The 24,864-nt window shown below is 37.8% G+C and carries 27 protein-coding genes and 1 tRNA gene; 15 read left to right on the top strand and 13 right to left on the bottom strand.

Going from position 1 to position 24,864, the window contains the following annotated elements:
- A partial coding sequence (locus QVB70_RS11985; protein WP_287586521.1) for an energy-coupling factor ABC transporter permease occupies positions 1-370 on the bottom strand: 370 nt, incomplete at its 3' end.
- Between the two features lie 399 nt (positions 371-769).
- Between QVB70_RS11985 and QVB70_RS11980 the strand changes: the two genes are divergently transcribed.
- Positions 770-1,396: a hypothetical protein gene (locus tag QVB70_RS11980; RefSeq protein ID WP_287586519.1), complete on the top strand. Its 627-nt coding sequence runs from the start codon at positions 770-772 to the stop codon at positions 1,394-1,396.
- A 256-nt stretch (positions 1,397-1,652) separates the two neighbouring features.
- A complete protein-coding gene (locus QVB70_RS11975) occupies positions 1,653-1,817 on the top strand; it encodes a hypothetical protein (RefSeq protein ID WP_287586516.1) in 165 nt (54 codons plus the stop codon).
- 90 nt (positions 1,818-1,907) lie between these two features.
- On the opposite strand, the gene QVB70_RS11970 is transcribed toward QVB70_RS11975, so the two are convergent.
- Positions 1,908-2,330 carry a CopG family ribbon-helix-helix protein gene (locus QVB70_RS11970; RefSeq protein ID WP_287586525.1) on the bottom strand — a complete coding sequence of 141 codons (423 nt, stop codon included), beginning with the start codon at positions 2,328-2,330 and terminating at the stop codon, positions 1,908-1,910.
- Positions 2,331-2,522: 192 nt separating this feature from the next.
- On the opposite strand from QVB70_RS11970, the gene QVB70_RS11965 reads away from it, so the two are divergent.
- Complete coding sequence (locus QVB70_RS11965) at positions 2,523-3,494, top strand: threonine/serine dehydratase (protein WP_287586514.1); 972 nt, start codon at positions 2,523-2,525, stop codon at positions 3,492-3,494.
- 74 nt (positions 3,495-3,568) lie between these two features.
- Here QVB70_RS11965 and QVB70_RS11960 read toward each other — a convergent pair whose 3' ends face one another.
- Positions 3,569-4,537 (bottom strand): tetrahydromethanopterin S-methyltransferase subunit H, encoded by a 969-nt coding sequence (locus QVB70_RS11960; protein ID WP_287586511.1) that lies wholly within the window; start codon positions 4,535-4,537, stop codon positions 3,569-3,571.
- Between the two features lie 280 nt (positions 4,538-4,817).
- Here QVB70_RS11960 and QVB70_RS11955 point away from each other — a divergent pair, with 280 nt between their 5' ends.
- Entirely contained in the window at positions 4,818-5,975 is a 1,158-nt protein-coding gene (locus QVB70_RS11955; protein ID WP_287586523.1) for a uroporphyrinogen decarboxylase family protein, read from the top strand.
- 19 nt (positions 5,976-5,994) lie between these two features.
- Entirely contained in the window at positions 5,995-6,639 is a 645-nt protein-coding gene (locus tag QVB70_RS11950; RefSeq protein WP_287586510.1) for a corrinoid protein, read from the top strand.
- Between the two features lie 98 nt (positions 6,640-6,737).
- On the opposite strand, the gene QVB70_RS11945 is transcribed toward QVB70_RS11950, so the two are convergent.
- A complete protein-coding gene (locus QVB70_RS11945; protein WP_287586508.1) occupies positions 6,738-7,337 on the bottom strand; it encodes a hypothetical protein in 600 nt (199 codons plus the stop codon).
- Between the two features lie 333 nt (positions 7,338-7,670).
- Between QVB70_RS11945 and QVB70_RS11940 the strand changes: the two genes are divergently transcribed.
- From QVB70_RS11940 to QVB70_RS11930, 3 genes are all read left to right on the top strand, one after another.
- A complete protein-coding gene (locus QVB70_RS11940) occupies positions 7,671-8,180 on the top strand; it encodes a hypothetical protein (protein ID WP_287586506.1) in 510 nt (169 codons plus the stop codon).
- A gap of 267 nt (positions 8,181-8,447) precedes the next feature.
- The gene (locus QVB70_RS11935) at positions 8,448-8,960 is read left to right on the top strand and encodes a hypothetical protein (protein WP_287586505.1); all 513 of its coding nucleotides are present in this window, start codon (positions 8,448-8,450) and stop codon (positions 8,958-8,960) included.
- A gap of 217 nt (positions 8,961-9,177) precedes the next feature.
- Positions 9,178-10,449, top strand: coding sequence for a transposase (locus QVB70_RS11930; protein WP_287586503.1), 1,272 nt, complete (start codon positions 9,178-9,180; stop codon positions 10,447-10,449).
- 78 nt (positions 10,450-10,527) lie between these two features.
- Here QVB70_RS11930 and QVB70_RS11925 read toward each other — a convergent pair whose 3' ends face one another.
- The 3 genes from QVB70_RS11925 to QVB70_RS18470 form a co-directional block, all read right to left on the bottom strand.
- Positions 10,528-11,079 (bottom strand): DUF4443 domain-containing protein, encoded by a 552-nt coding sequence (locus QVB70_RS11925; RefSeq protein ID WP_342766568.1) that lies wholly within the window; start codon positions 11,077-11,079, stop codon positions 10,528-10,530.
- Positions 11,080-11,293: 214 nt separating this feature from the next.
- Complete coding sequence (locus QVB70_RS11920) at positions 11,294-11,830, bottom strand: hypothetical protein (protein ID WP_287586499.1); 537 nt, start codon at positions 11,828-11,830, stop codon at positions 11,294-11,296.
- 264 nt (positions 11,831-12,094) lie between these two features.
- Positions 12,095-12,202, bottom strand: coding sequence for a helix-turn-helix domain-containing protein (locus tag QVB70_RS18470; protein WP_342766567.1), 108 nt, complete (start codon positions 12,200-12,202; stop codon positions 12,095-12,097).
- Between the two features lie 252 nt (positions 12,203-12,454).
- Between QVB70_RS18470 and QVB70_RS11915 the strand changes: the two genes are divergently transcribed.
- The 6 genes from QVB70_RS11915 (at position 12,455) to QVB70_RS11895 (ending at position 18,560) form a co-directional block, all read left to right on the top strand.
- Positions 12,455-12,685: a hypothetical protein gene (locus tag QVB70_RS11915; RefSeq protein ID WP_287586496.1), complete on the top strand. Its 231-nt coding sequence runs from the start codon at positions 12,455-12,457 to the stop codon at positions 12,683-12,685.
- A 77-nt stretch (positions 12,686-12,762) separates the two neighbouring features.
- The gene (locus QVB70_RS11910; RefSeq protein WP_287586493.1) at positions 12,763-13,371 is read left to right on the top strand and encodes a hypothetical protein; all 609 of its coding nucleotides are present in this window, start codon (positions 12,763-12,765) and stop codon (positions 13,369-13,371) included.
- A gap of 373 nt (positions 13,372-13,744) precedes the next feature.
- Positions 13,745-14,320, top strand: coding sequence for a hypothetical protein (locus QVB70_RS11905; RefSeq protein ID WP_287586490.1), 576 nt, complete (start codon positions 13,745-13,747; stop codon positions 14,318-14,320).
- 165 nt (positions 14,321-14,485) lie between these two features.
- Positions 14,486-15,016 carry a Rho termination factor N-terminal domain-containing protein gene (locus QVB70_RS18580; protein WP_369335137.1) on the top strand — a complete coding sequence of 177 codons (531 nt, stop codon included), beginning with the start codon at positions 14,486-14,488 and terminating at the stop codon, positions 15,014-15,016.
- 225 nt (positions 15,017-15,241) lie between these two features.
- Positions 15,242-17,671, top strand: a complete 2,430-nt coding sequence (locus QVB70_RS11900) for a HEAT repeat domain-containing protein (protein ID WP_287586488.1) — start codon at positions 15,242-15,244, stop codon at positions 17,669-17,671.
- Positions 17,672-17,696: 25 nt separating this feature from the next.
- Entirely contained in the window at positions 17,697-18,560 is an 864-nt protein-coding gene (locus tag QVB70_RS11895) for a hypothetical protein (protein WP_287586486.1), read from the top strand.
- A gap of 54 nt (positions 18,561-18,614) precedes the next feature.
- On the opposite strand, the gene QVB70_RS11890 is transcribed toward QVB70_RS11895, so the two are convergent.
- Positions 18,615-18,734, bottom strand: a tRNA-Sec gene (locus tag QVB70_RS11890).
- A 111-nt stretch (positions 18,735-18,845) separates the two neighbouring features.
- A complete protein-coding gene (locus QVB70_RS11885; protein WP_287586483.1) occupies positions 18,846-19,883 on the bottom strand; it encodes a polyprenyl synthetase family protein in 1,038 nt (345 codons plus the stop codon).
- 378 nt (positions 19,884-20,261) lie between these two features.
- On the opposite strand from QVB70_RS11885, the gene QVB70_RS11880 reads away from it, so the two are divergent.
- Positions 20,262-20,396 carry a hypothetical protein gene (locus QVB70_RS11880; RefSeq protein WP_287586480.1) on the top strand — a complete coding sequence of 45 codons (135 nt, stop codon included), beginning with the start codon at positions 20,262-20,264 and terminating at the stop codon, positions 20,394-20,396.
- 57 nt (positions 20,397-20,453) lie between these two features.
- Here the strand turns inward: QVB70_RS11880 and QVB70_RS11875 are convergent, their stop codons facing one another.
- The 4 genes from QVB70_RS11875 to QVB70_RS11860 form a co-directional block, all read right to left on the bottom strand.
- Entirely contained in the window at positions 20,454-20,816 is a 363-nt protein-coding gene (locus QVB70_RS11875; protein ID WP_287586477.1) for a cupin domain-containing protein, read from the bottom strand.
- Between the two features lie 18 nt (positions 20,817-20,834).
- Entirely contained in the window at positions 20,835-21,392 is a 558-nt protein-coding gene (locus QVB70_RS11870; RefSeq protein WP_287586475.1) for a hypothetical protein, read from the bottom strand.
- 119 nt (positions 21,393-21,511) lie between these two features.
- Complete coding sequence (locus QVB70_RS11865) at positions 21,512-22,993, bottom strand: M56 family metallopeptidase (RefSeq protein ID WP_287586474.1); 1,482 nt, start codon at positions 22,991-22,993, stop codon at positions 21,512-21,514.
- Positions 22,994-23,207: 214 nt separating this feature from the next.
- The gene (locus QVB70_RS11860) at positions 23,208-24,497 is read right to left on the bottom strand and encodes an NADP-dependent malic enzyme (RefSeq protein WP_287586472.1); all 1,290 of its coding nucleotides are present in this window, start codon (positions 24,495-24,497) and stop codon (positions 23,208-23,210) included.
- Positions 24,498-24,864 lie beyond the last annotated feature (367 nt).

Below are 24,864 nucleotides of genomic sequence, written 5' to 3'. Positions count from 1 at the left end.
TGATAACCCAGCTTACTAAACCTCCAATAACTCCCATATTAAGCACATTAGCACCGTAAGCTGTAATACCGCCGTCGCCAAAGAATGCCTGCACTAATAAAACACTTGCAATAATCACTATTGCGCCAGCAGGCCCCACATAGGCAGTAGCTAGAGCTGTGCCCACAAGATGACCACTTGAACCGTAAGGTACTGGGAAGTTGAACATCTGAGCTGCAAAAATGCCCGCTGCTAAAACGCCAAGAAGCGGTATGTGTTTGTCTTCGAGACCTTTTCCTATTCTATAGATCGAATATGCTATAAAAATTACTGCAATTACCAAATAGACAATCGCTTGTTCTATAGGAATAATTCCATCGGGAATATGCATCTTATTGACTCCTCCTATTTTTTTCTTGTCTCTCTGTAATTTAGAGGCGTTGTATATAGGTATTACTGCCTCTTTACAGAGATAACTTATTAGAATATTACTGATTACAGTATTCGTAAGACTCCAAAAAAGAATATAAGTGTTACTCTATTGCGAGCGCGTAATATTGTAAAAATAAAGAATGTTTTTTAATAGGCGAGTTACATGAAATAACACTTTCACGAAATTCAAAATAATAACATTCTAAACGATATCACCGTATATAAAACGAAAAAAGAAAAACCTTTAAATACAACGTTTTTATGATGAGAGCAATTCCCATATTTATTTAAATGACCGTGAAGTGAATTCAAGAGAAGATTTTTGATATATGAAGGTAAAAAAGGCGGGAAGAACCTATTGAAAAAAGAAAAATCTATTGAAAAAACACTAGAAGACAGTTTTACCAATGCATTTCCTGACACAACTCCTCCCTTAGAAGATGACAAAAATCCAAAAGGCATTGTAGTGGCAACTCCCTCTTCTGAATTAAATCCTCGTTTAGCGAAAACAATTGCCGAATCAAACATTCCCAAGTTACAGGGAGAAACTCTCGAAGAAGACGAGATAATTACGCCTGAAGGAGAGGTTTATAAGATAGAAAAAGCCACACACGGTCTTAATTATACAAAAAGTGAGCGAACCGCGGCATTTCGAAAATTAATGACAGCCATTGCATATGGCGAGGAAAGGGAAGTCACTATCGATGGAAAAAAACAAAAAATAACGATCCGTAGAACGGATATTTTTCCAGGAGATTTAACACCATATGCACAATATTGTGAAAACCCCGAATGTAAAGAACTATTCATACCAGAACCCGAAGGAAAAGGGAAAAAAATAATTTCTAGGAACGCATTAACCGTAGAAACGATGTATGATGGTACGGACATCATCGTTATAAAAACATGTAATCGTTGTGATGCACAACACATTACCGTGTCCGATATGCGCGCGACTCGATTTTTTATGGTTTCTCGATCGTAAATAAGTCAATGAACATGAAAAACAAGTCTGGAAGTCCAGATATCATGCCTTGCCTATAAGGAATCGATCTCCTATGTACGATCTATTAATTTCAAATGGAACAATAATGAGGTATTCCAGTCCCTTGAGTTCTGTAATGCAATTATAACTAAGATCTTTATATTCAAAGATGTAGTGCGCATATAGTTGTTTTTTTTCACAATCCTGTATTCTATTTATATGAAAGAACGCATGATAGTAGTACTGAGGGGATAATATGGGTCTTGAAATGGAAATAGAATCGATTATCAAGAAACTGAAGGCAGAAACAAAGGGCATAAAGGATCCCACTACCAAATTGGCTATTCTAAGTCTAACAAAGGTAGCTAACGCCCTATTAAAAAGAATTAACGACTTAGAGACGCAATTAAAAGGTAGCTAAAAACGAAAGATCTCGTATCAATTAAAAGTGTACAAAACTGTAAGGTCATATGCTCAGTTAACGTCAGGCAACTCTATGATATAATATCTTCTACGATTCACCAGCATCTGCTTTTATGGTAACTACGCGAAGTTCATGAATTCCTCGAAGCACGGTTAAATCATCTTTTAGTTTTTTTATTTCTGAAGCCTTTCCATGACATACAAGCACTTCTAAACAGTGCTCCGAATGCAGATGGCTGTGCGTACGGGCCTTTACGAGTTCGGTGTATTTGTGAAAAACTGTCGATAATCTCTCAGAAGATGAGGCGTCCTCTTCGTACAGTATTGTTATCGTTGCAATAAACATACTATCATGCTGATTTGTTAGCCATGCATCCTCTGAGATTAAAACTCGAATTGCTTTTCTTATGACTTCAGAACGACTTGCATAGCCCTCTCTTTCAGTTATGCTATCCACCTGGTCAATTAACTTCATCGGTAATGACATACTTATTACGGGAATCGTTATCACCAACAAAAAACGTTAATCATCTATCAACTTGTGAGACTATAGTTTACTTACTACTTAAAAGATAATAAATAAATAAATAAATTCCTCCATGTTCTCGATTAACAACAAAGAGAGGATTTCTTGATAATAAGTTTATTTGGTCAAATAACCTAAAAGATTCTTTCCAGAACAAAGTTTTTGGAGACGGAACGCATGGAGAATACGTATAATAACCTTTTAATCGAATTGAATGATATTTTAAAAGCTCAGAGCATTATCAATGGTCATGTTCACTGGACCCCACTAGTTTCTTCAGCAACATTGGGGCAACAAATTGGAGCAAATCTTCATTTTAAAGCAGAAGTTTTCCAAAAGACTGGAAGTTTTAAACCAAGAGGGGCTTTGAACAAGCTTCATAGTCTGACCTTAGAGGAGAAAAAGCAAGGCGTAATTACAATTTCGGCTGGAAATCATGCACAAGGGCTCGCATATGCATCTTCCTTGTTAGGAATCAAAGCAACAGTTATAATGCCTCAAAATGCTGTGAAGAGCAAAGTTGAAGCTACAAAGGATTATGGGGCTGAAGTAATTCTTCATGGTACCCACAAAGATCTCATGCCTAAATGCCGGGAGGTTCAACGGGAACGAGATTTAATATTGATTCACCCCTTTGACGATCCCTTCGTTATTGCGGGTCAGGGAACCATTGGCCTTGAAATCCTGGAAGACTTGCCAACAGTTGAGATGGTTGTTGTTCCTATAGGTGGTGGTGCATTGGTCTCGGGGATTGCAACAGCAATAAAGTCAAAGAAACCTGATACTAAGATCATTGGAGTGGAGCCCACTGGGGCTGCAGTTATGACAAAAAGTATTCAGCAAAATAAAGTGGTCCATTTGGACGAGATAAATACTGTGGCTGACGGTCTAGCTGCTCCATTTGCAGGCAGATATACCATTGCACACGTTAAAGAATATGTAGATAAGGTTGTACTTGTTTCAGACGAGGAGATTATTGCTGCCTTACGTTTAATTCTAGAAAGGTGCAAAATTTTGACGGAACCCTCAGGAGCTGCTAGTTTTGCTGCACTCCTTTTTGATAAAATCGCCATACCGAAAAATTCGCATGTTGTTTGTGTCTTGAGCGGAGGAAATGTCGATATAAGCATGCTCAAAAAAATCCTGTGAAATATAAGTCCTATCTTGATATATACGAACCATATGGATGGGAAAAAGGCGAAGGACGAGAAAAGTGATCCTGCCTAAGCAATTTTATAGCGCGGATGACTGCGATCCAATCTTATGCCAGATTCTGTCACCATTGATGAAAAAGCAACGTCAACCATGGCAACAGCAGGAAAAATAAAATCAGCATGCTTAATTGGACCATAAAGAATGAAATCTGCTCCAGTTGCTATTGTCACAGCATTTGCAACAGCTAAAGCTGGTTTCTTGGCTTGTTTTCCCATTTTTGACTTTAAACCACGCCAGGTGTCAACTGCGTTATGCGCTCCACTCCCACACGGCAATCCAACTTCAGTTTTTAATTGGTAGATTGCGTTGCAACCCGCGCCAAGTGATGGGAGATCTAAAATCGCAGTATCAATAATAGGTTTGGTAACGCCAATTTCTTGTACGGTATTGACCAATTGTTTTGCGGCATCAACTCTTCCTTTTGAAGTAAAATCTTTCATGTTCATAGCGAGTAATAATACACTTTCAATCCCTGATTCTTTGATGGATTTCAGTTCATCTTGACCAGAATCAATGGTGATAGAATTATAAACAACATCTTTAATACCCGCTTCCTTGATGTAATCAAGACCAGAGATTTTTACTGAACTGATCACTCCGTCCATCAAAATAGGCATATCTGTTACACTGGAAACGAAATCAAGGTGTTTTCTCATATTCTCTTCTGTACTTACAACCACGTCAATCATACAAGGATTCCCCGTTTTATCAGAGAATTCCTCTTGTAACTTAATTACCTCTTCCGCTTTTTCCTTGTCGAATTTCCCAGATTTTTCGTCTTCTACGGTCTTGTCACCTTTGTAAAATATCGTGCCAATCAAAACCGTAGGATATCTCCAAGGTTCCCCTCCAATCTCAGTATTTCCAATACTGAAGCGTTTCTGTTCCTTTTCAAAGTTGAACATACAAACTCCTCTTAACTTTATAACATGTGAAACGGGAAGTTGTTTATAATCATTGCGCAAGAACACTCCCATTTAGTCCTCCAAGCCACATGATGTTTCAGCTGACATCTTTCCCGAAAATATTGAAGTCTGCTGTGAGTGAATATCCATCTTGCGTTTTCTTCAAGTGTTCTATGTTTGCACTTTTTCTATTCTTAGAAAATAAGTTCCCTAGCATATTCGAATAATGATACGTTCTAGGGAAAGGTTAAAAACATCAATCACAAATGGTGGGCAATACCTTCCCTTTTAAAAGCAATGAACTTTCTAAATTAATAGAGTCAAGAAAAGCTGGGGGTACTTACTGGTGGTTATGACACATAAGGAACGATTTCTCACGGCTATTCGTCATGAGGAACCTGATTGTGTACCTATCGATGGCACGTTCATAGATTTGATTCATACTGAACGTATTACAGGAAAACGAGCTTATGGTGCTGGATCTGGTGGAGGCGGGGGCGGAGTCTCAACGCAACAAGAAGAGATGACTTATACAGAAATGATGACTCATAATCAAAAACTCGAAAATGAAGCGAGAATGAAACTTGGCCTTGACGTCCTGACGGTTTCTGACTATAAAGTGTTTCCAGAAGACTATAAACCTAAATTCATCAATAAAGACACCTATGTCGATCTGTGGGGTAAGATCTACAAAATAAAAGAAGACGTAAAGACGACCTGGTGGATAGATGGCACTATAAGAACACCTGAGGATCTTGAGAAGTGGCGTTCGGAGTTTCCAAACCCAAAAGAATTCAATTGTGAAATTGTCGACCTGACTATTGAAGAAGCGGAAAAAAATTATTATCCTGTTGTAGTATGGGTTCACGGTTCTATGATGTTTCCGTATCTCATGATTGGCGGCATAGATAAAATGGTGCTTGCCATTTATCGACAACCTGAGTTTGCCAAAGAATTGGTGCGGATTGTAGCGGATTTAAACCTCGAAATAACAAAGCAACTTTTGAATAGAGGACGAGGCTCTATAGACCTTGTAATCGAGAGCGATGACATAGCAGATGTTAAGACGCCTTTCTACCCCCCCAGGCTCTTTAGAGAGTTTTTCTTTCCGTATTTTAAGCGATTAATCGATGAATGTCACAGTCGAGGCATACCATTCATGAAACACTCAGATGGAAATTTATACCCGCTCCTTGATGACTTCGTCGAAATGAGCGTCGATGGATTGCATCCAATTGAACCAGGAGTCATGGATTTAGCCGATGTGAAACAGAGGTATGGTGATAAATTCGTATTACGGGGAAATGTAGATTGTACCCATGTTTTACCATATGGAACGGAAGAAGATGTCCGTAGAGATGTTAGACGATGTATTGACGCCGCAGCAGAAGGAGGGGGATTTATTCTCGCAGATAGCAACAGTCTGCATTCGTTAGTGAAAACGGAGAATATCAAATTTATGATAGACGAAGGACGAAAATACGGCCAATATCCACTTCAAAAATCGTAAATTGAACAGAGGTGAATTTATGAACGAAAAAGAGGTACTTAAAACAATTGCTGAAAGTTTAGCTGATTTAAAGGATGATCTTCTCAAAAATACACTAAGAAAAGCGATGAAAGAGATTCCACTTAAAAAAATAATTCGAGAAGGTTTAGGAAAAGGAATGGAAGTGGTTGGAACAAGATATGAACACGGAGATTATTTTCTTAGTGAACTAATTATGGCTGCCACCCTTATGAATGAAAGCATGGAGTTACTACAACCTTTGCTGAAACATAATACAGCAGATAAAGATGCCATTGGAAAAACCGTGATCGGCACTGTGGAGGGCGATTTACATGATATTGGAAAAAACCTCATTGGTGCTATGCTTGAGTCAGTAGGATTTAAAATCACTGATCTTGGAGTAGACGTGACCCCAGAAAAGTTTGTCGAAGCAGTAAGACAAGTAAAACCTGATATTCTCTGTATGTCCACACTTTTAAGTGCAACAATGGGTAAAATCGAAGAAACTATTAAAAAACTAGAAGAAAATGGATTGAGAGATACTATCAAAGTTCTTGTCGGTGGTAGATGCCTAAATGATCAAATTGCTCGCGACATGGGTGCCGATTCTTATGGCGATGATGCGTGGGACGCCGTAAGAAAAGCACGAATGCTTCTCTCCTAATTAAGTCGTCACTATGCTGGAATTTTTGTATTTTCACGTCTTTGTAGAGTATTAGCTGTGGTGATGACATTCCTAAAAAGAAAAAGATGGATAGTGGGTTAGACGACTTCCTTCTTTCGAAGTCGGATCAGGCTATATGAGACTAAGGCAGTCACTGAAACTAAGGGAATAAACAGTGTGCCGAGGCATCCAATTGAAACGGTTGATACTGCCATATAGGCGTCAGTCGAAACCAATCTATCGGTTATAGTACCATCAGGAGATCTGGATTCAAAGAGGATGCCTGTGTTGGTGTCTCGATAGCTTCTACTAGATTCACTATAGTAGGCAGTGTAGCTGACACCCTCGAATTCGTAGTTTTGAGTGGTAAGACTTAAATCTTCTTCTAAATAGCTTTTTGGTAGTAGCCACGGTGAAACATAGGCAAGGTTAAGTTCGGTAATACTTGCGTCGGCATCGAGGATTTCAGTATGGGTGTTACCACTTACAGTTACTTCCAGCGTTATCGTCTTGCCTTCTACGTTAATCACTTTCATTTTAATAGTTCCATAGCTATTTGACTGCCATTGTATCTCATTGCCTATTGATAATGTTCCCCAGTTTGGTTCAGCAATAACAATTGTCGAGGTGCTGGCGATTAAACAGGCCAAGCATACAACAAGAAGTCCCATTAAAACTCTTCTGAATGTCTTCTCCATAGACTCACCATGTTTGGTGTTACAATTCACAAGCTTTTGCCGTATATTAGGGGGTTTTTGTTTATATTATTTCTCGACAAGAAGACCTCCCAACTTATTGAGGGGAAGTTTGAATTGCGTTTTCTACTGGTTTCACTTTCTCCGTAGTATATCTCAGCTATAAATTGGTTTTTGCGGATATTACCTCTAATGACATGAAGCTCAGGGTGACGCATTGTTTTTAGACAGCTTTAAGAAATGCACAAAGAAAACCACGAAAATTAGCCGCTATACACAGGTTTATATCTCTCGCGTTCCAATTTCCATTTGAGACAGATTAAGGAGATGAACTAAATGGAAAAATCATATACTTATCCTACAGTGGATAGACTTATGTGGGCTTTTATGGCTGCGGGTGCAGGTATAGTCCTTCTTCTAATAGGCATAGGACTTCCGATATTTGTTCCTCAACAGTCGATATCAACTACTCGCTGGCTAGAAGTGTTAACTGGTAGTACAACAGGACCGCCAACGTTTAATATACTACTCACACGAGCAATATTTGTGATCTTAGGAATCTTTGCCTTAATTAATGCGTTTTTAATATATCGAATTGGATCTGTGTCCGTAAAAATCGATGATGACATAATTACATTTCAAAAAGGAGATAAAATCATCAAAGTTCCTTGGACGGAAGTGACTGATGTCAAAAAACACGTAACAGTTGGAGTAAGAGCAGGGGCAACTGAATTAGTTACGATAGCCACAGAGAAAGATCCTCATATTATAACCTTTAATTCAAAGATCATAGGTTATGACGAGATAATGAAGGCTATCCAAAGTCATACAAAAGTGAGATTTTAGACACAATAAATACACTACTTTTTTTTGGATTGCAGAGTTCATCACATGAATGTGGAACCTGTAACGCGTTTTATTCCACATTTTCTCATAATTTTTGGTGCCCGACCTAGAGGCATACATTATTGTAATTTTCAGGGATAATTTTGTACTTTATGTCTTGTTAGAAAATAAAATTCCAGAACTCCATGAAATAGCCGAAATACACAAGTTTATATCTTTATCATCACTATTTTTTTTAAATAGAAACCTAAACGGAGGAAAATCAAGATGTCTCAGACATTTTCTTACAAAACCTTTGAGCAATTAGAGTGGACGCTTATCGCTGCAGGTGCGGGAATTGTTCTCCTAGTATTAGGATTTGGATCCTTTTTCTTAGCTCCACAAAGTACTCTCTCAAGTATTCGGTGGTTAGAAGTATTAACGAGTAGACCAGCAGCAGAACAACCAGTGTTCTTCACGCCGCTCTCGCAAGCAATTTTTGTGATAATCGGAATTCTTGCTTTGATTAACGCGGTATTTATTTACAGAGTTTTTTCGGTCAACATTAAAGTAACTGATGATGCGATTACATATCACAGAGGAAGAAAAACCATCAGAGTTCCTTGGTCTGAAGTAACTGATGTCAAAAAACGTGTAGTTGCCTCGCGATATGGAGCAGGAGAACTCGTGACTCTAGTTACAGAGACAGATTCTTATAAAATTAGTTTTAATTCCACGATCAAAGGATATCCTGAACTATTGGAAGCGATTAAGACCCACACGAACATTAAATTCGCGTAGTCAAACACTTTTTTTCAAACCTTTTACTTATTTTGCGTGCTACGACACAAGAAAGCCCCAGTGCTTGAGCTTGGGGATGAATGGTGTCAAGATAGTATATTTTTTAACTTTGTGCTGTTTTTTGCTGAGTTTATAAACCAGGATGAAGTACACAGACTGAGAACTTGTAGTGTACATTAGTAACCAGCTAGTATAAGTTGTGCGGAGCACTCATACCATGGTAACCAAGAACCAACGGATCAAAGCTACCTTGAAAGACACTAAGGCGCGTCGTAAACACATGAGGTGCCGGGTGTACACCGTGAAGCTTGACCGCTCTCATGTAAACCACGAATCATTAACTCACTTAAAACGTTTATTTGTAGAAGCTAAATGGCTGTATAATTATTGTGTAGGGCATCCTAACATGTTTTCTATTGATGACAAAATAACAGTCGTGTCAGTGAAAGTGAAAGACTGCTTTGAACATCGCCAATTGAGGTATTTATCGTCACACATGCGTCAGAGCATCATCACACGCACCCAGCAGAATATCCGTAGCTTAGCGCGTGCAAAAGCGAAGGGGCACAAAGTAGGACGGTTGAAGTTTAAGTCGTATATAAATTCCATCTCGCTCAAGCAATACGGCAATACCTACAGGATCCTCAACGGCAACTACGTGCGGATTCAAGGGATACCACAAAAACTACGTGTCAATGGTTTGGAACAACTGCCGCCTGATTGTGAATATGCCATTGCTACGCTCCTTCACCAGCATGGCGCCTATTACCTGGCGATCACGACCTATACCCCGCAAGAACACAGCCTGGAGATGGTAGTGCCTGAGAAATCAATTGGCATTGATTTTGGGGTAAAGCATCAGTTAACGCTGTCGAACGGGATACGTATACGCTACAAGATACCAGTTACACGCCGTACAAAGCAGTTGTGTAAGCAATTAAGTCGTAAACGGTATCGCAGTAAGAATTGGTGGAAAACGCTCTTTAAATTGCTCAAAGCCTATGCCAAAACCACTAATATTAAGCGGGACATCCGCAATAAACTGGTTCATTTCTTATGCACCACTTTCCAAATGATATGTTATCAAAACGAGAATTTACGCTCATGGCAACGCCTGTGGGGTAGAAGAATGCTGTCAACCAGCCTGGGTGGGATAATTCGCATGCTTGAAGCCAAGGTGCAAACACCGGTGGAAGTAGACCGTTTCTTCCCCTCAACCAAGACCTGTTCGCGGTGCGGTCATCAACGTACCATGAGTTTAGCAGACCGTACCTATGTGTATCAGCACTGCGGTCTGGTGATCGACCGTGATTATAACAGCAGTTGCGTACTAGAACACGAAGGACATAGAATACTAGGTAGGGGACCTACCGAAGTCACGCCTGCGGAGACTAATACCTCTACCTTAGCGTTGGCCTATCTGAATCAGATAGCTTACGTTGAGGCAAGTATGGTCGTAGAAACAGGAAGCCTCACTGCTTTAGCGTGAGGTAGTTCACATTCTAAGCTTGTTGTTTGACATTACACGGGTTCATTTTTTTGTTTGAATGCTCTAGTTTCTTTAAATTCATTCTGGGAGAAGCAAAGTTAGTACAGATGCAATTGCGGCTTCTGTTGCCTTTTTTCGATCAGAAGCTGTGCCTACAATCAGGACATCACCCTCTTGGAGGTCAAAATTAGAAGTCAACTTATTATAAAGATCTTCATTTGATGTTTTAAGGTTCTCTATTGGTTTTGGAGGAATAAATAGCGTATTTTTCTCAAATATAATCGTTGTAGCACCATCTGCTCCCACTTTTATTGCCTCATCTCTCAATTCTACGCCGGTTTTCACTTTTAACGCGGCATTTCTAAGTTGACAGATTGTATCGAACTTTCCAATAGTAAGCGCCTTTAAATTTAAGTCAGTTCGTATTTCAATAAGTTCCTTTCTAATTTCTTGCATAAGATTCTTTCCTTCGTTGCTTAATACATGTCCTTGTTTTGGGATTGCTTTTATTAATCCTATTTCCTTAAGGTGCTTAATAATGGTCCGAACGCTTGAATCACTTATCTCAAGTTCTTTTGAAAGCTTATAGCGTCCTATCGGTTCTTTTGAAGCTATATAGAGGAGAACTATTAGAATATGGGCTTTTCCAAATGAGGGATGTGGTTTACCGTTCCTGAAAATCCTTTCAAATAATTTAGTAAGCAGAATGAAGCCTCCAAATATTCTCGCAATCTCCCCACTATTATATATATCAAATAAAAAGTAAAAGGTTTCTGGATAGTCATTTTAACTGTATAAGACGTTAAGCTTGTTTGTAGGAAAGTAATCCATTAGAAGTGTTTGACTATCGCTTCTTCTTTCTTCTCTCTTCTTTTCTTTTCAGTCTTTTGTCTCTTTTCTCAGCAAGACTCACGACCCTATTTACCCAGTCTACGTAACCCTCATTGTATTTAAACAAAATTATGAACAGAAAGACAAAAATCGATAAAAATATAACACTTAACGTCCATTCCCACATGAACCCATATGCAACATATCCCCAGATCAAGCTTGTTGCTCCCAAGAACGGGAGCCTACGCCATTTTTGATAACCTTTGATAGGGTCTTTTTTAAATTCTACTTCAACGCCCTTGTTAGCAACGAGAATCCAGAGCAAATGGAAAATTGATGCACCAGCTAATCCCGTAATAATTACGATTGGTTCCCAATCCCAAACCCATTTTGAAGGGTTTCTGATAAATGTATTAAGTGCGATGTATATAGCAAGTGGCACAATAAAACTAATTATAGTGAGTATCCGCATATTCCTAGTTATGCCAGCAAGTCTCTCTTTATTCTCCAAAAGATATGTCGTCTTATACCTCATTCTTTCTTTACTCATATTTCGCACCGCGGAGATAATATCATAGATTATATGTCCTTGTATAAACACAGTTTATATTTGGGACAAAATTCTTGCGCTAGCTTATATTTAATGGAACTTTAGAACACATACATCTAAGTCTTTATACTTAAAACTTTCTCTGAGTGTTCCTTTTTTAAATCAAAATGCAAATTTTCTTACCTTCAATTTCAAGCAATCTCATAGCTAGTAGTTAAATAAAGTCTTTGAAAATTTATATTGGTATAATTTCATTTTAGAAGTTTAATTATTGATAAAGTTATAGATGAGTCTGCATTTCTCCGAGAGTTTCCAAAGCACTTCTTCCTGTTCAGGAGTCGGAAAGATCCTGATTTGCTGTGTCAGTTTCATGGGTTTCACGCAGACTCTATTATCAGAACTTCTACCCCAAAAAAACTATATAAAGCTAGCGGCTTTCATCCCCCACCTTTCGGAAGGGAACTTCCCCGCCGCATAAGTTAAATGAAAAAGGTTCAGACGAATAACTAGCTCCAAATTAACCTCCAACTAGATAGATGCATAACTATATAAGAGATCAAGAGTCCTTCTACAAAAAATCAACTTGTAAGAATTCTGAAGATTTTGGTTTCGAGGTGAGAATACATGACAAAATGTCCCCAATGTGAATCTGATAGTGTTGTAAGTGGATCTTTTGGAGGTGGGTTTACAATACCGACAATAGTTGCTTCATGTTTGAAATGTGGGCTATTTTGGCAAATTAGCGAACGGGATGGAATGGTAATTAAGCGCCTGCCTGTTATAAAAGACTTCAGAAAAAAACACCGCGAAAAAATCTTAAAAAAGCAAGGAATTGAACCAACCCAGAAAGAATGATTTTACTCCCCTAAGTGTTATTAACTCAATATCAAATTACTGTCGAAGATATAGTAGATTAAAATGAAGGTGATCTAATGAAGTTACCTCGCAAAACTTTTGAATTTGTAGACAGTTCACTTATTACTTACAGTCCTACAAGACTACGTATGGAATTTTATATCTCCTTCGCGTCAGTCTGCATCCTTCTAGCGTCTTTTGTGTTTTGGAACAGCCCCGGCTGGATGTTTTATGCAGATATCGCCTATCTTCAACTTGTGTTAGGTTTGGTTTTGATTGTCGTTGCTATGACTTTCTTATGGATCGTCCTAACCTTAGAAAGGTTAGTTGTAAAAAAAATAAGAATTAAGAAATATAAGATCGAAGTAATAGCATCCTTTGTAACTTTGCCCTTTGAGTTCTTCGTGGTGTACGTCATACTAGATTTTATAGAGTATTTCAGACCAATATCATTTGTACTCCAAGGCATTACTGCAGCCTTCATAATTGTTGCACTGCTTCTCCTCTCTCTATGGGCTGCGTTCTCTCTTGAAAGATGGCATTCTGTAAGAAAAAGCCTGTCTGGTGAAGATGAACAAATATCAGTTGAAGAGTGGGTCGAAGAATACGAGAAAATAGATGAACCTGAGGATGAGGATGAATACGTAAAAGAAAGAGAATTTGAAGAAATTGACTATTCGTCATAGCGAGTTCTCTCTTTTTCTATACTGTATATAACATGTAATCCACTCTTCCCTTCTTACAATGGCGTTTAAGCGCTTCTATTTTTTAATCCTTTATGCATATTCTTTTCATAGGTGCGATTCCTCTCATTCTTTCATAACTGCATATAAACTAAAGTTGATTGAATTACAAAAAAGTGAATTTGTTGATACTACTTGAGTACTATTTTCTTAGGACTTGGCGCCTTATTGTAAACTTCATTAAAAATTGAGGTCGACGGTTAATCGGAAGTAAGCTTTATATATAACTTGTTATGGTATAGTTTTTCCAAACCTATACGTATAAACAAAAAAACCTAATTAGGTAAAAACATAGGAAATTTCGGTGAGCATAAAAATGCCATTTGCAGGAGCTGTTGGAGTACCCGCACCCGCTGTCGCCATTGGAATGAGCGGTTTAATCTTTCCACTATGGGCTATTGGAGCTGCTATCTTTCTCGGCTATGAATTTACCCCAGCTGAGGGTAAAGCACTCGGTGCTACCTGTCTAGTTGGTTGCTATTCATTAAGTTTCCAGGGGCTTTGGCACATCATTGCTAACCCCTTAGGCGGTGTCTTTAGCATCATCTTTGCCACGATTCCATTCATGTATGCCGTTACCTGGCTCGTTGGCTTCTTTGTCAACGTCTTCGGATTTGACGGTAAAGTTCTTGGACAAGTATGTCTACAAGAAATGATACCGCAAATTATAGCCTCGGTAGCATGTTGGATGGCTGGTGGAACTCAACCAATGCTACAAATTGACTTGTGGTTCTATATCCTTGTGCTATTTGGATTCTTCCTCTTTACACACGGATACGGCGGAAAAGGCGGTGCGTACTACTGTGGGCTGTTCTGCTTCCTTTCCTGGATTGCTACCGTCCACCTACAATTCTGGTGGAGTGGAATCTTCGATCCAGGGCCCTTCTGGTAGGAAGCCTGACATCTGCGTAGTAAAAGCAAAAAACCCTTTTTTTCTTTTTTTCCATTTTCTAGCTTCTCAAGTTTATTAAGTTGTTTTCATATTCTAGATATTTGAATGTAAAACAGAATTATTCTAGTTTTCAAACCTGTCAAATAGCACAATGGGGAGGATAAACTGACAGAAATTTCACGTAACGAAATTGAAAATGCCTTTACTGGTAGTTTCACAAAAAAGGAACTAACTGAAATAGCAAAAGAACACGATCTTAAGGGATTATCAAAACTTAAGAAACAAGAACTTATCGATTTTTTATTTAAGAATGTAGATTTAGCAACCTTATATACCTACGCAGAAGAATGTATCAAAAAACAGCGGAAGCTGAAAGCTGAAATAAAAGACTTATCATTTGAAGAACTCCTTGCCAAACTTACTGATGAAAAGAGACTAAAAAATGGCTTATCAATCCCTGACTCTGAGGTAAAACTCATAGAAGAGGGGGAAGGCACTTGGCATTTCAGAATAAAAAACTATAATTGTCAAATTGACGTGAATCGTCGGATAATTCGTCATAATTGTACTGATTGGGGTTTTCGCGGGAAAAAAGAACATATCCTATGCAAACACATGATCAAAGCGATCTCGAAGATTGATGATGCAGAAACTATTGTGAAACGTCTGATTTTAGACAGATGGGTCTATCTATGAGGATCTTCAGTCTTAATTACTTTCCAATGAAAAATCCAATGGAGCTCTTATTTATGAACTTCTAGGAGATTGTGATTTTTTTAAATGGAGTACCACGCAAGAGGTACTTGCAGCAACAACTAGCGGACTTAATTTAATTTATAAATTTTGAAAACTATTATTCAAAATATACGGTTTAAATGAATGATTATAATTATTAAACGCTTAATTCTCGGAAGTGATTATTTGAGTGAATTACTATCAGCAATAATATTTGCATTGATTTTTGGTGCATTATCTTGGATCCCTGGATTTGGAAATTTAATGTTTAGAGTTACGGAATTAGCAGGAGTTACGGAATTAGCAGGAATCGAAATAGCGCCAGGTCACCCATTACTTATTTGGGTAGGATTTGGGTTTGCGATAGGTATAGGATGTCGTTTCCTTTTAGATGCCTATACTACTCTTATGAAATTAGGGTCTGCAGGAGTACGTGGTGCTACTGAAGGATTCTTTAGCGGAGGAGAGACGCAAAAAAGTGCTGTAACATCAATTGTGCTCTTTGGGTGCGCAATTTCCATCGTTTCACTTACAAGTTATATTACAGTCTACATAACTCCAGTTTTTGAATATCTTCAATTAGTGGAAAATACGCTTCTTATAATCGGAGACTATTTAGCAATCACTCTTGGTGTGGTTCTCATATTTATTGGTGTTATATCTTACCGGACGGGAAGGTTCGTGAGAACTGTTGCGAGAAAACAGGTTAGTGCACCGCAATTTCTGTTTGGAGCATTCTTCTTTGGTCTAATGCAAATTGTAGATCTTAGAGTCGGAATTTTCGCCCTGCTTATTGCATTTCTTGCAGCAGGTTTTTCTCCATCATTAGCATTGAGAATTCCGCTCTTTTTTGCAATTCCTAGTTCCTTGATGACAGCTTTTGGTTTGATTAGTAGAACTGGAGGTGTAGTTCTTACAGATTCTATAGTTATAGTATTAATTCTTGTGAGTGCACTTTCAACATTTGTAGTGCTATCGTTTGTGTTTCGATTTACTGAAAAATTGAGTTTAGGAAGTTTTAGTGGATTAATTGGAATTCTTATTTTGGTCGTAAGCAGCAGCATTCTCTTTGGATTCAGTTTAGACAAACTTGGATATTATGCTCTTTTTGGAATAGGAGCTGTTGGTGCAAGTATTTTCTCCGTTGAATTGTTCACAGAGGTTAGCAGAAGAAGCAAAGTTAAAGGTATTACTAAAGAGATTTTAGATGACACAAAAAGAGCGACAGAGCAAGCTAGAATAATCAAAGCAGTTGAAGTAAATAACCTTACGACAAGTTCTGGTGAACTTAAAGAAATAGCCGAACCGATGAATTTCGTTATAATGCAAGGGAGGATTGAACGAACAAATTCAATAGTTAAATCAGTTTCGGAGAGTGAATTACGACGAATTCAAAGTGAAATAAGTGATCCAGATCCCAAGAAGCGTAAAGAAATCCAAAAGAAATTGAATGACATTATGGCATCATTGCCAACATTGACACTTCAAGAGTTTGCAAAAGTTAAAGAATTGGGAATTGAACTTGAGTTAGCGTTGTCAGATGAATCTGAATGGGTGCGATATTTCGCAGTAGATTCTTTATCCCATCTTCTCTCAGCGTATGGAATGGTTTTGGAGAACACTCTTCCCGAGTGGGTAAAGGATGTCGTTGAAAAACTAAAGCCTTTACTAAATGATGTCGATCTTGATGTCCGTTATATGACTGCAAAAACAATTGGCGTTATTGGAAGCATCGACCCAGAGAAAGTGCGTTCAGTTATTCCACAATTAAGTCAACTTACTGATGATGTAAACAAGGAAGTACGCTATGTAACAATAGATGCTCTTAAGAACATCGTTTTGTTTGAAGTCATTTCTTCAGGTTTGCCACACATAATTGACAAGTTTAATGATTCAGATAAAGATGTACGTCTGATAGCAATCCAGGCTACTAGTGAACTCTATAAGAATTTCCCAGACAAAATGGACTCAGTAATTGAACCTTTAAAGGAATTACAAAAAGATTCTGATAAAGACATCAGAAAGGAAGCATTTGCCGCTCTCTCTGTTATTTCTGCTGAAGAAGCAAAGGCTATCCCAATAAGTGAAATTGCAGAGGATGAAATAAAGGCGGTAGCAGAGGTACCAGCAGAAAAGACAGTAAAACTACGTCCTACAATTACTACTCTGACCTCAAATCTTAAATGGAAGCAAAAAGACTTAGGAAAAATGCTAAAAGTAATCGAAAAAGGCCCTAACATGACTTACACAGTTTCAATTGCATTTAAAAACAGTAGTGGCATAACCCTGAAAAAACTGAAGATCATTGATGAACTACCACGCTCCTTTGAAATTACTAATTTCCTGCCAAAAAAGGAGAAGCCAAAGATTAAAACTCAAGAAGATGCAAAAGAAGCAACTTGGACGCTCAAGAACTTAGATACTGATCAGATATTTACAGTGGCATATATAGCTAATGGGTCAGAATCATATTTGTCAAAACCTCCAAGAGTTGAAATTGATGGCTTTGTAGAAACAGGGACAACTACAGATGCTATGGATAAAGCGAAGAGGAAGAAATTCAGACTGCCAGTATTACACGCAAGACTGAGAAAACAGCAAATCGCTGAAGCATAGAATTTCCTTACAAAAGGTGAAGAAAATGAGATCGATTGTAAATGATGAAGCTATGATTGAGTTATTATCAAATCTATATCCTCCACTCACAGTAAAAGAGATCAAGGATGTTTTACCAGACTTTTCATCGAATAAAGACAAAGATATTAAGGATATTTTAAATAAGCTTAGTTCTACAAGCGAAATGGCTCTTCCTTCTCTTTTTAAGAGCATTGTGCTTGAAAAAAGAGGAACATTCAAGAGTGAAATGAAGAAAAAAACAGAAAGTTATTTTCAAGATGAAGTTAGTTTAGACGCATACAAGACTGATGTTACAATTGGAAAAGGCAAGACTGTTCTAAAAATTGATATTTTAGGGAGGAAAGAGAATAACGATATTTGCTCTTTTGTCATGGAAAACTTAGATATCGAATCTTTCGAAAGTTTTAAGACAATGCTGGTCACAATTCTTTCTTATGCAAAGATTTCTCCAGTTGAAATTTATTTAGTAACTCCAAAGGAAACAGAAAACAAAATTGTGGAGCATGTGAAAAAAAACAAAGCATTAAAATATGTGAAAACTTCTGGAACTGAAATTGATGCCGAGTTCAAACCAATTCTTTACGAATCAGAGATTTCTCGTACGGCACTCTTAACAATTGAGAAAGAAGATATCTTCGGAGATACAATTCAGATTGGCAGTTTTTCAGGCAGTAGTTTTAAGGATAACGATGAACTAAAAAAGTTTCTTATGGAAAATCATAGCAAATATGGCGAAGCAGTTTTTCGTTGTAAATCTTCGGATTATTTCAATAAGAAAACCAGCAAATTCAGTTTTGATACTACAACTACCTTAGCCTCGGACGTTACAGAAATCACTCAAACCACTCGTTTTAAAGAAAATAAATAAAGCAGAAAAGTTTCTGAGTTGTTGTTAAACTCAAAGTATTTAAAAGAAAAATGGCGGCTCCCGAGCGGATTTTCGTATTCTTTATTGATTTTACAAATATATCGAACCGCAAGCCCTCATCGAGCTACCGGGTTTGAAGCCCGGTGCGCGAGACCACTCGTGCTTTCGGGAGCCGACTGAACTATCTACTTAAGTATAATTCTCTATATTTGACTCTCATTATAAATGGGTCTTTTCATCTCTTAAAAAATAAGCTGTTTGTATTCTTTTTTAAGATGGTTTTCTTTAGTATGTGCGCTCTACAAAATACGTTGCAATATTTTCTAACATCTTTTTTGCTGATGAATCAGGAAAATTTAATAATTGTTTTCTAGCCTCTTCTTTTAACTCCTTCGCTTTTTCTTCAGCTTTTTGAGGTGCTTTAGTTGATTTTATAAGATCAATTACTTCATTTACTTCTTCATCTGTTACCTTTTCTTTTCGCAAAACATTCAAGACATATTCTCTTTGTTTACTTTCAAGTTCCTCCAAAGCATAAAGTACAGCAATATTACCCATTTTATGTTCTTTGATGTCATGTCCGACTGGTTTCCCTAATTTTTCTGCGTCGGCAAATAAATCTAGCACATCATCTTTGGCTTGAAATGCCAATCCAGCGTTCCATCCATAAGAACTTGCTGCTTCAATCATTTCTTTAGAACCATTGGCACATATCACGCCAACTTCACACGCTGCTTTTATCAGAACTGCTGTTTTATCTCCAACCATTTCAAAATAATCATCGAGGGTTATCGTTTTATATCTCTTTTCTAAAATATACTCTTCATCGCGACCTGCTTGTTCAAAGAGTACGTCCTTGCGTTCTCCTTCAACCAACTGTCGTACGACGTCAGAAAAGATCTTGTTAATAGTTTCTGATGCGGGCGATTTTAAAGCAGATAAAAAAATCGCTTCTCTATAATGCATACCTGCAAGTAATGCAATTGGAAGACCAAATTTCACGAAGGTTGTGGGTCGATTCCTCCTGTAAGGCGATCTATCGATGATATCGTCCATTAACAAGGAGTAATTATGAATTAATTCAATTCCAGCAGCTGAACTCAATGCATCCTCAGTATTGCCATTAGCTAATTCACAAAATAATAAAGTAAGCACAGGACGAAGTCTTTTTCCCCCAGAAGCAACTTGATATAATATCACTTCTTGAAAATCTTGAGTCGTATCCTCTAATAATAATTCCTCAATCTTGTTTTCAATAGGTCCGATAGTTTGCTTCAAATGTTGCTCAATCTCTTTTTTGAGTATCATTACTTCATCTGACATTGATTTCAACTGCCTTTAATCATATTACGCAATATCATTAATGATATTGAAACGATTTTATGAATGAATAATCCGCATTTTAGTATTTTAGGTTTTAAACATTTTACTTTTTTGAGTTCATTTAAAGAGAAATATGATTCTTTGAATGTTGTTCACTGGAGTATATTTCCTCAAAAACGAAACTTTTGAATGAACATAGGTCTACGTTTCACTTACGCCTTTAGCTTTACTGTTGAATTGCAGGCGGAGAATTTTACCACAATTATTTTAATAATCGAAATCGTGTCTCTCTTAATTTTCCCTCCTTTCCCATTTGGATCTTTCTAATCTTTGTGGGAATTATGATTTCAAACAATTCAAAAGCGGAAGGTGATCAATGTGACATGCGATCAATATGATGCTGAAGCCGGACTTTGTAAATTGCTAAACTTTAAGTTTTATGAGGGCATGGATAGGCCATGCGAATACGTCAAGGATCCCGCAGTCTGCCCTGTAGTTAACATGAAAGGGTAGTCATTTTTCTTTTTTCTATTTTTATTATCGACTAGAAATACTTTCAGTGAGCATTTTTTATTTAAGAGGTTCATGTCTTAATGCAGTGATTCTTGGGGGAGAATGGGCATTCAATTTCAGTAATGTTTCAGTTCCAATAACTGTGAGCCCATGCCGCACATGAGGCGGGATTTTTATCACATAGGGGGCTTCTATATCATATATTTCTTCCTCTACAGTCAAGATTGCTTTGCCTTGTAGGATATAACTGAGTTCCTCTTCTTCGTGATCATGTATTTCGAAACTTGTACCTGGTTCAGCTTGAAGTAACGAGAGTGAAACATTTTTTCCAGAAGCTAAAAGTTTGACAAACACTCCTTCTTCTTTTTTTGATCCTTTAATTTCGTCAACTTTTAATAAAACAATTTCATCTGTTCCCATTTATTCTTTTCTCTCCTATCAAACCTTAAAAACGATCTTTTCATATCCACCTACGCGATCTCCTTTTTTGGCAGTCATAATTAGCTTATTATCGATTATCTTGAATGAAAGCAAACTCTCAACCTCAACGATCTCAGAACCGTGAGGGAAATGATATTTAATGAGAAAATCATAAGGAGCGATCTCATCTTCCATATCGAATTCAATTATATTATTTCCTTCTTTAAGTTTACAGCGGATTAATATCATAAAATTGAGCTGGGGATATTCTGATAATCCATCTTTGAATTTAAGTTCTACTTCACTTAATTTCATGCGTTTTTCTTCATGGTTTACTAACACTTTATCCTGATCGAGATAGAACTGCATATTATCCTTTATTTTGCTCATTTCGGTATCATAGTCTTCTGAGGCACATAATTTCTGATAAAAATATTCTTCATCAAGGTAATTATAAACAAGTAATTCTGAAATTCCCTTTTCACTTACATAGAAGTCAGCTTCTGCGTTCAAAGGAATTTCACTTATTTCATTAAGATTGTTGGCATTTTCTAGAGGCGGCGGTTCTTCATTCATAAACTTACTTCCTTCTTTAGGATAAATCAATATGCAAAAAAATGACCTCAAATGTTCTTCGAATTAGTTCAAATAAAAAATTAGCTGTCCCACTTATGAAATGGGACTTCTCAAAGAAATTATGTAAGTGATGACAAGAATCCCTTAAAGACATCGCCAACAGATTTTAGGAAGGTATGTTTGATCTGGCTTGGATTTTCAATTTCATCTAACCGTTTAATCCTCCAACTTAGCGGTGGATGGGGGTCTAATCTAATCCAGTCGAGGAAAGACCATGAGATCCCACCTTTACTGATCAAACGCCTGAATCCGATCTTTCTTAAGGCATTAGCAGCTACCTTTGGCTCGTTAAGATATACTGCCGCTTCCAAATCACTCTTTGCCTCAAAAAATTTTCCTACAAAAAATATTGATCCCAGAAGCACGATAAAGTAGATAAAAAAGAATCCTTGTATGATAGCTGCGATCGATGGGAAAAAGGACAACGCATAAATACGTAACATATATTCAGTTGAGAGAATGAATAAGAGAACAACAGGGTCGTGTCCTTTAAGATGACTGACTTCATGTCCGATAATCTGAAAGAGTTCGTTTTCGTCTAGTTGAACTATTGCACCTGTGGTGACAAGCATCGTTCCTCTTTTCGGGCTTAGTCCTGTTGCAGCTGCATTGGCTGCCATTTTATTGCTTACGACAATTGTAGGGATTGGTACATTAAACGTGCCACAGGCCTTACTGACAAGATCATACAAATTTACTGTTTTGACGATGAGATTTTGTGGCGTACATGCAATTCCATATTTTGTAAAGATCGGGTGAGCGTTCTCGCATGTTATTTGTTTTCCTGTGGCTAACGTACTATCATAGATTTCTTTGCGAATTTTGGGGAGTTCTTTTCTATGTTTTTTCCTTAAAATATCCGCTTCTTGTTCTGTCAAAGTATACTGAAGTACTTTAACTTCAGGCCGGTCTTTCGTAATTCGCCAGTCAGATGTTCTGGCAATGAGCCTTCCAGAATACGCCACAACCAGCATTTGAGATACTACGATCACAATCGGTGAGAGTAGCAAACTCAACTCTTGACCAAATACCGCATTAAATAGTGCAAATGTCCCTACGGCAACCACAATGAAGATAATAAATAAATTAACCATTGAATCTGTAAACAATTTTTCGAGTATCCCACGCCCATATTTTTGTTCAGAAATCTTTTGGCCAGGGATATATGCCAGATAAAGAGTATATTGGCGCGCATAGTCCTCGAAGAGCTGTAGTTCTAATAATATGTTCTCTTGTATGCCTTTTATTAACTCCTCAGAAATTTCTGGCGAACTACGAGATATAATCACGTGAATTGGACGACCTCGTTCCGTAGATGCTTCTATTGTTACATCTATATGTTCGGATGATTTTGACAGATAGGCAGTAAAGACAAGATAATATTGATTTCCGATGTTAAATCGACGTATGTTTTCTACTCTTCGAAAAGCACGAAGCACATAGTAGTTCTCCAAAAATTCGGGAAGATAACGCAGATATCCAGGCGTGGTTTCAGTAGCTACACTAAAATGAAATTCCCCTTCTGGTTGAGTGAGCGTCATAAAACTAGCCTCAGCTATAGTCATAGCTGTAGTTATTTATAAAAGTTCCAATAGCGGCTTATGGTGTGCACTTGTGGTTTTCAATAAAATGAATCTTATGTGCCTATTTTCTTTTTAGAGACTATTTTCTCTACAGTGTTTCACTATCATGTAATAAAGTGAAGAAAACGAGTTCAATTAAAAATGAAATAAAAAAAAGAGGGCTAAAAGAGGGCTACAAATCTTTGGGCGGCATTGGTATATAGTTTTCTTTCATAAGCAGTTGGGTCATTCCTCTGGAGTCTTGGATTATTTTTGATGCACGATCCCAGAGTTCTTGCTTGGTTCGTTTAACTCTTGCGATGCCTTGCTCCATTGCTTTTAATGCAACTGCCACAGCTTCTCTCGGAAAGACTTCCCATTCGTCCATGTTTGGCACTATATAGCCTTCGTGTATGCCTTTGTCTTCTGCTGTTTTTGCGATCTCTTCAGCAGCAACTATAACCATTTCGTCGGTTATGGTCTTTGCTTTGACATCTAACGTTCCTCTAAAGATCCCAGGAAAGCCTAAACTATTGTTAACTTGATTTTCAAAATCAGAGCGACCAGTACCACCTACCCTTGCCCCTACTTCTTTGCATTCCCAGGGCCAAATTTCAGGAATTGGATTAGCACATGGAAACATGATCGCATCTGTTGCCATAGCAGCAACCCATTCTTTCTTAATTACGCCAGGTCCTGACTTACTCATAGCTACACAGACATCAGTGTCTCTCATGCATTCTGCCATATCGCCTACTCTTTTCTCACCATTGGTCTTGAGGCACATGTTCCATTTTTGAGGATTGGCATCCTTTAGCGCTTCAAGATCCTTTCTATGAGTTCCTAGGATACCCTTGCTGTCACAAAACATCACGTTTTCAGGCTTAATCCCAGCAGTCATCATGACTCGTCCTATCGCAATATTTGCGGCACCAGCACCAATCATAGAAACAAGGACTTCGTCCATTTTTTTCCCAACGACTTTTAATGCGTTCATAACACCCGCTGTGACGATTGTCGCTGTTCCCTGTTGATCGTCGTGCCATACAGGGATTTCTACTTCTGGGTCTGATCGAAGTGTATCAAGAATATAGAAGCATTTAGGCTTAGCAATATCTTCCAAGTTTATACCGCCGAACGATGGCTGTATTAACTTCACAGTTTCTATTATTTTGTCAGGATCTTTTGTATCTAGACAAAGTGGTACTGCATCAACACCGCCTAAGTACTTGAAAAGTAGTGCTTTGCCTTCCATTACAGGCATAGCTGCCTTAGGACCGATGTTACCAAGACCTAAGACTCGGGTACCATCTGAAACAACAGCTACCGTGTTCCATTTATTCGTATGCTCATATACTTTCTCAGGGTTCTTTTGTATATCCAAGCAAGGTTCAGCGACACCAGGCGTATACCATATCGCAAAGTCATTAAAGTCCCTTACTGCACATTTTGCGATGGTTTGAATCTTCCCTTTTTCTAGCAAGCGAGGAAAACTCGCCTTACACATAGAAGGGATGTAAAATCATGGCATCTTTTGCGGGCTTATATGCTTTTTCTAATAACTCTTCAACGGTATATTTCTTTTCAGTCAAGTTCTCACCTTCTAGAAAACTATTTGATTTCTGATATGAATAGAGGTTTTACCTATGCAAAATTTACCTTTATAAAGTTTCGCAAGAAGACCCCTCAACTTGTTGGGGAGATGAATTGCGTTACTGTTTTCACTTTCACGCAGGTCTCTATAACTTTTAAATAGATGTTCGCATACATATGATCTGTGTCTACCTGCAGGCAAGAGGTCGGCATGCGAGTACCCTTCTGAACCCTGTATGCCGTAAAGCCCAGTGGGT

This window comes from Candidatus Borrarchaeum sp., from assembly GCF_019058535.1.
Lineage (GTDB): Archaea > Asgardarchaeota > Sifarchaeia > Borrarchaeales > Borrarchaeaceae > Borrarchaeum > Borrarchaeum weybense.
This window is presented reverse-complemented; position numbering and strand designations above follow the sequence as displayed.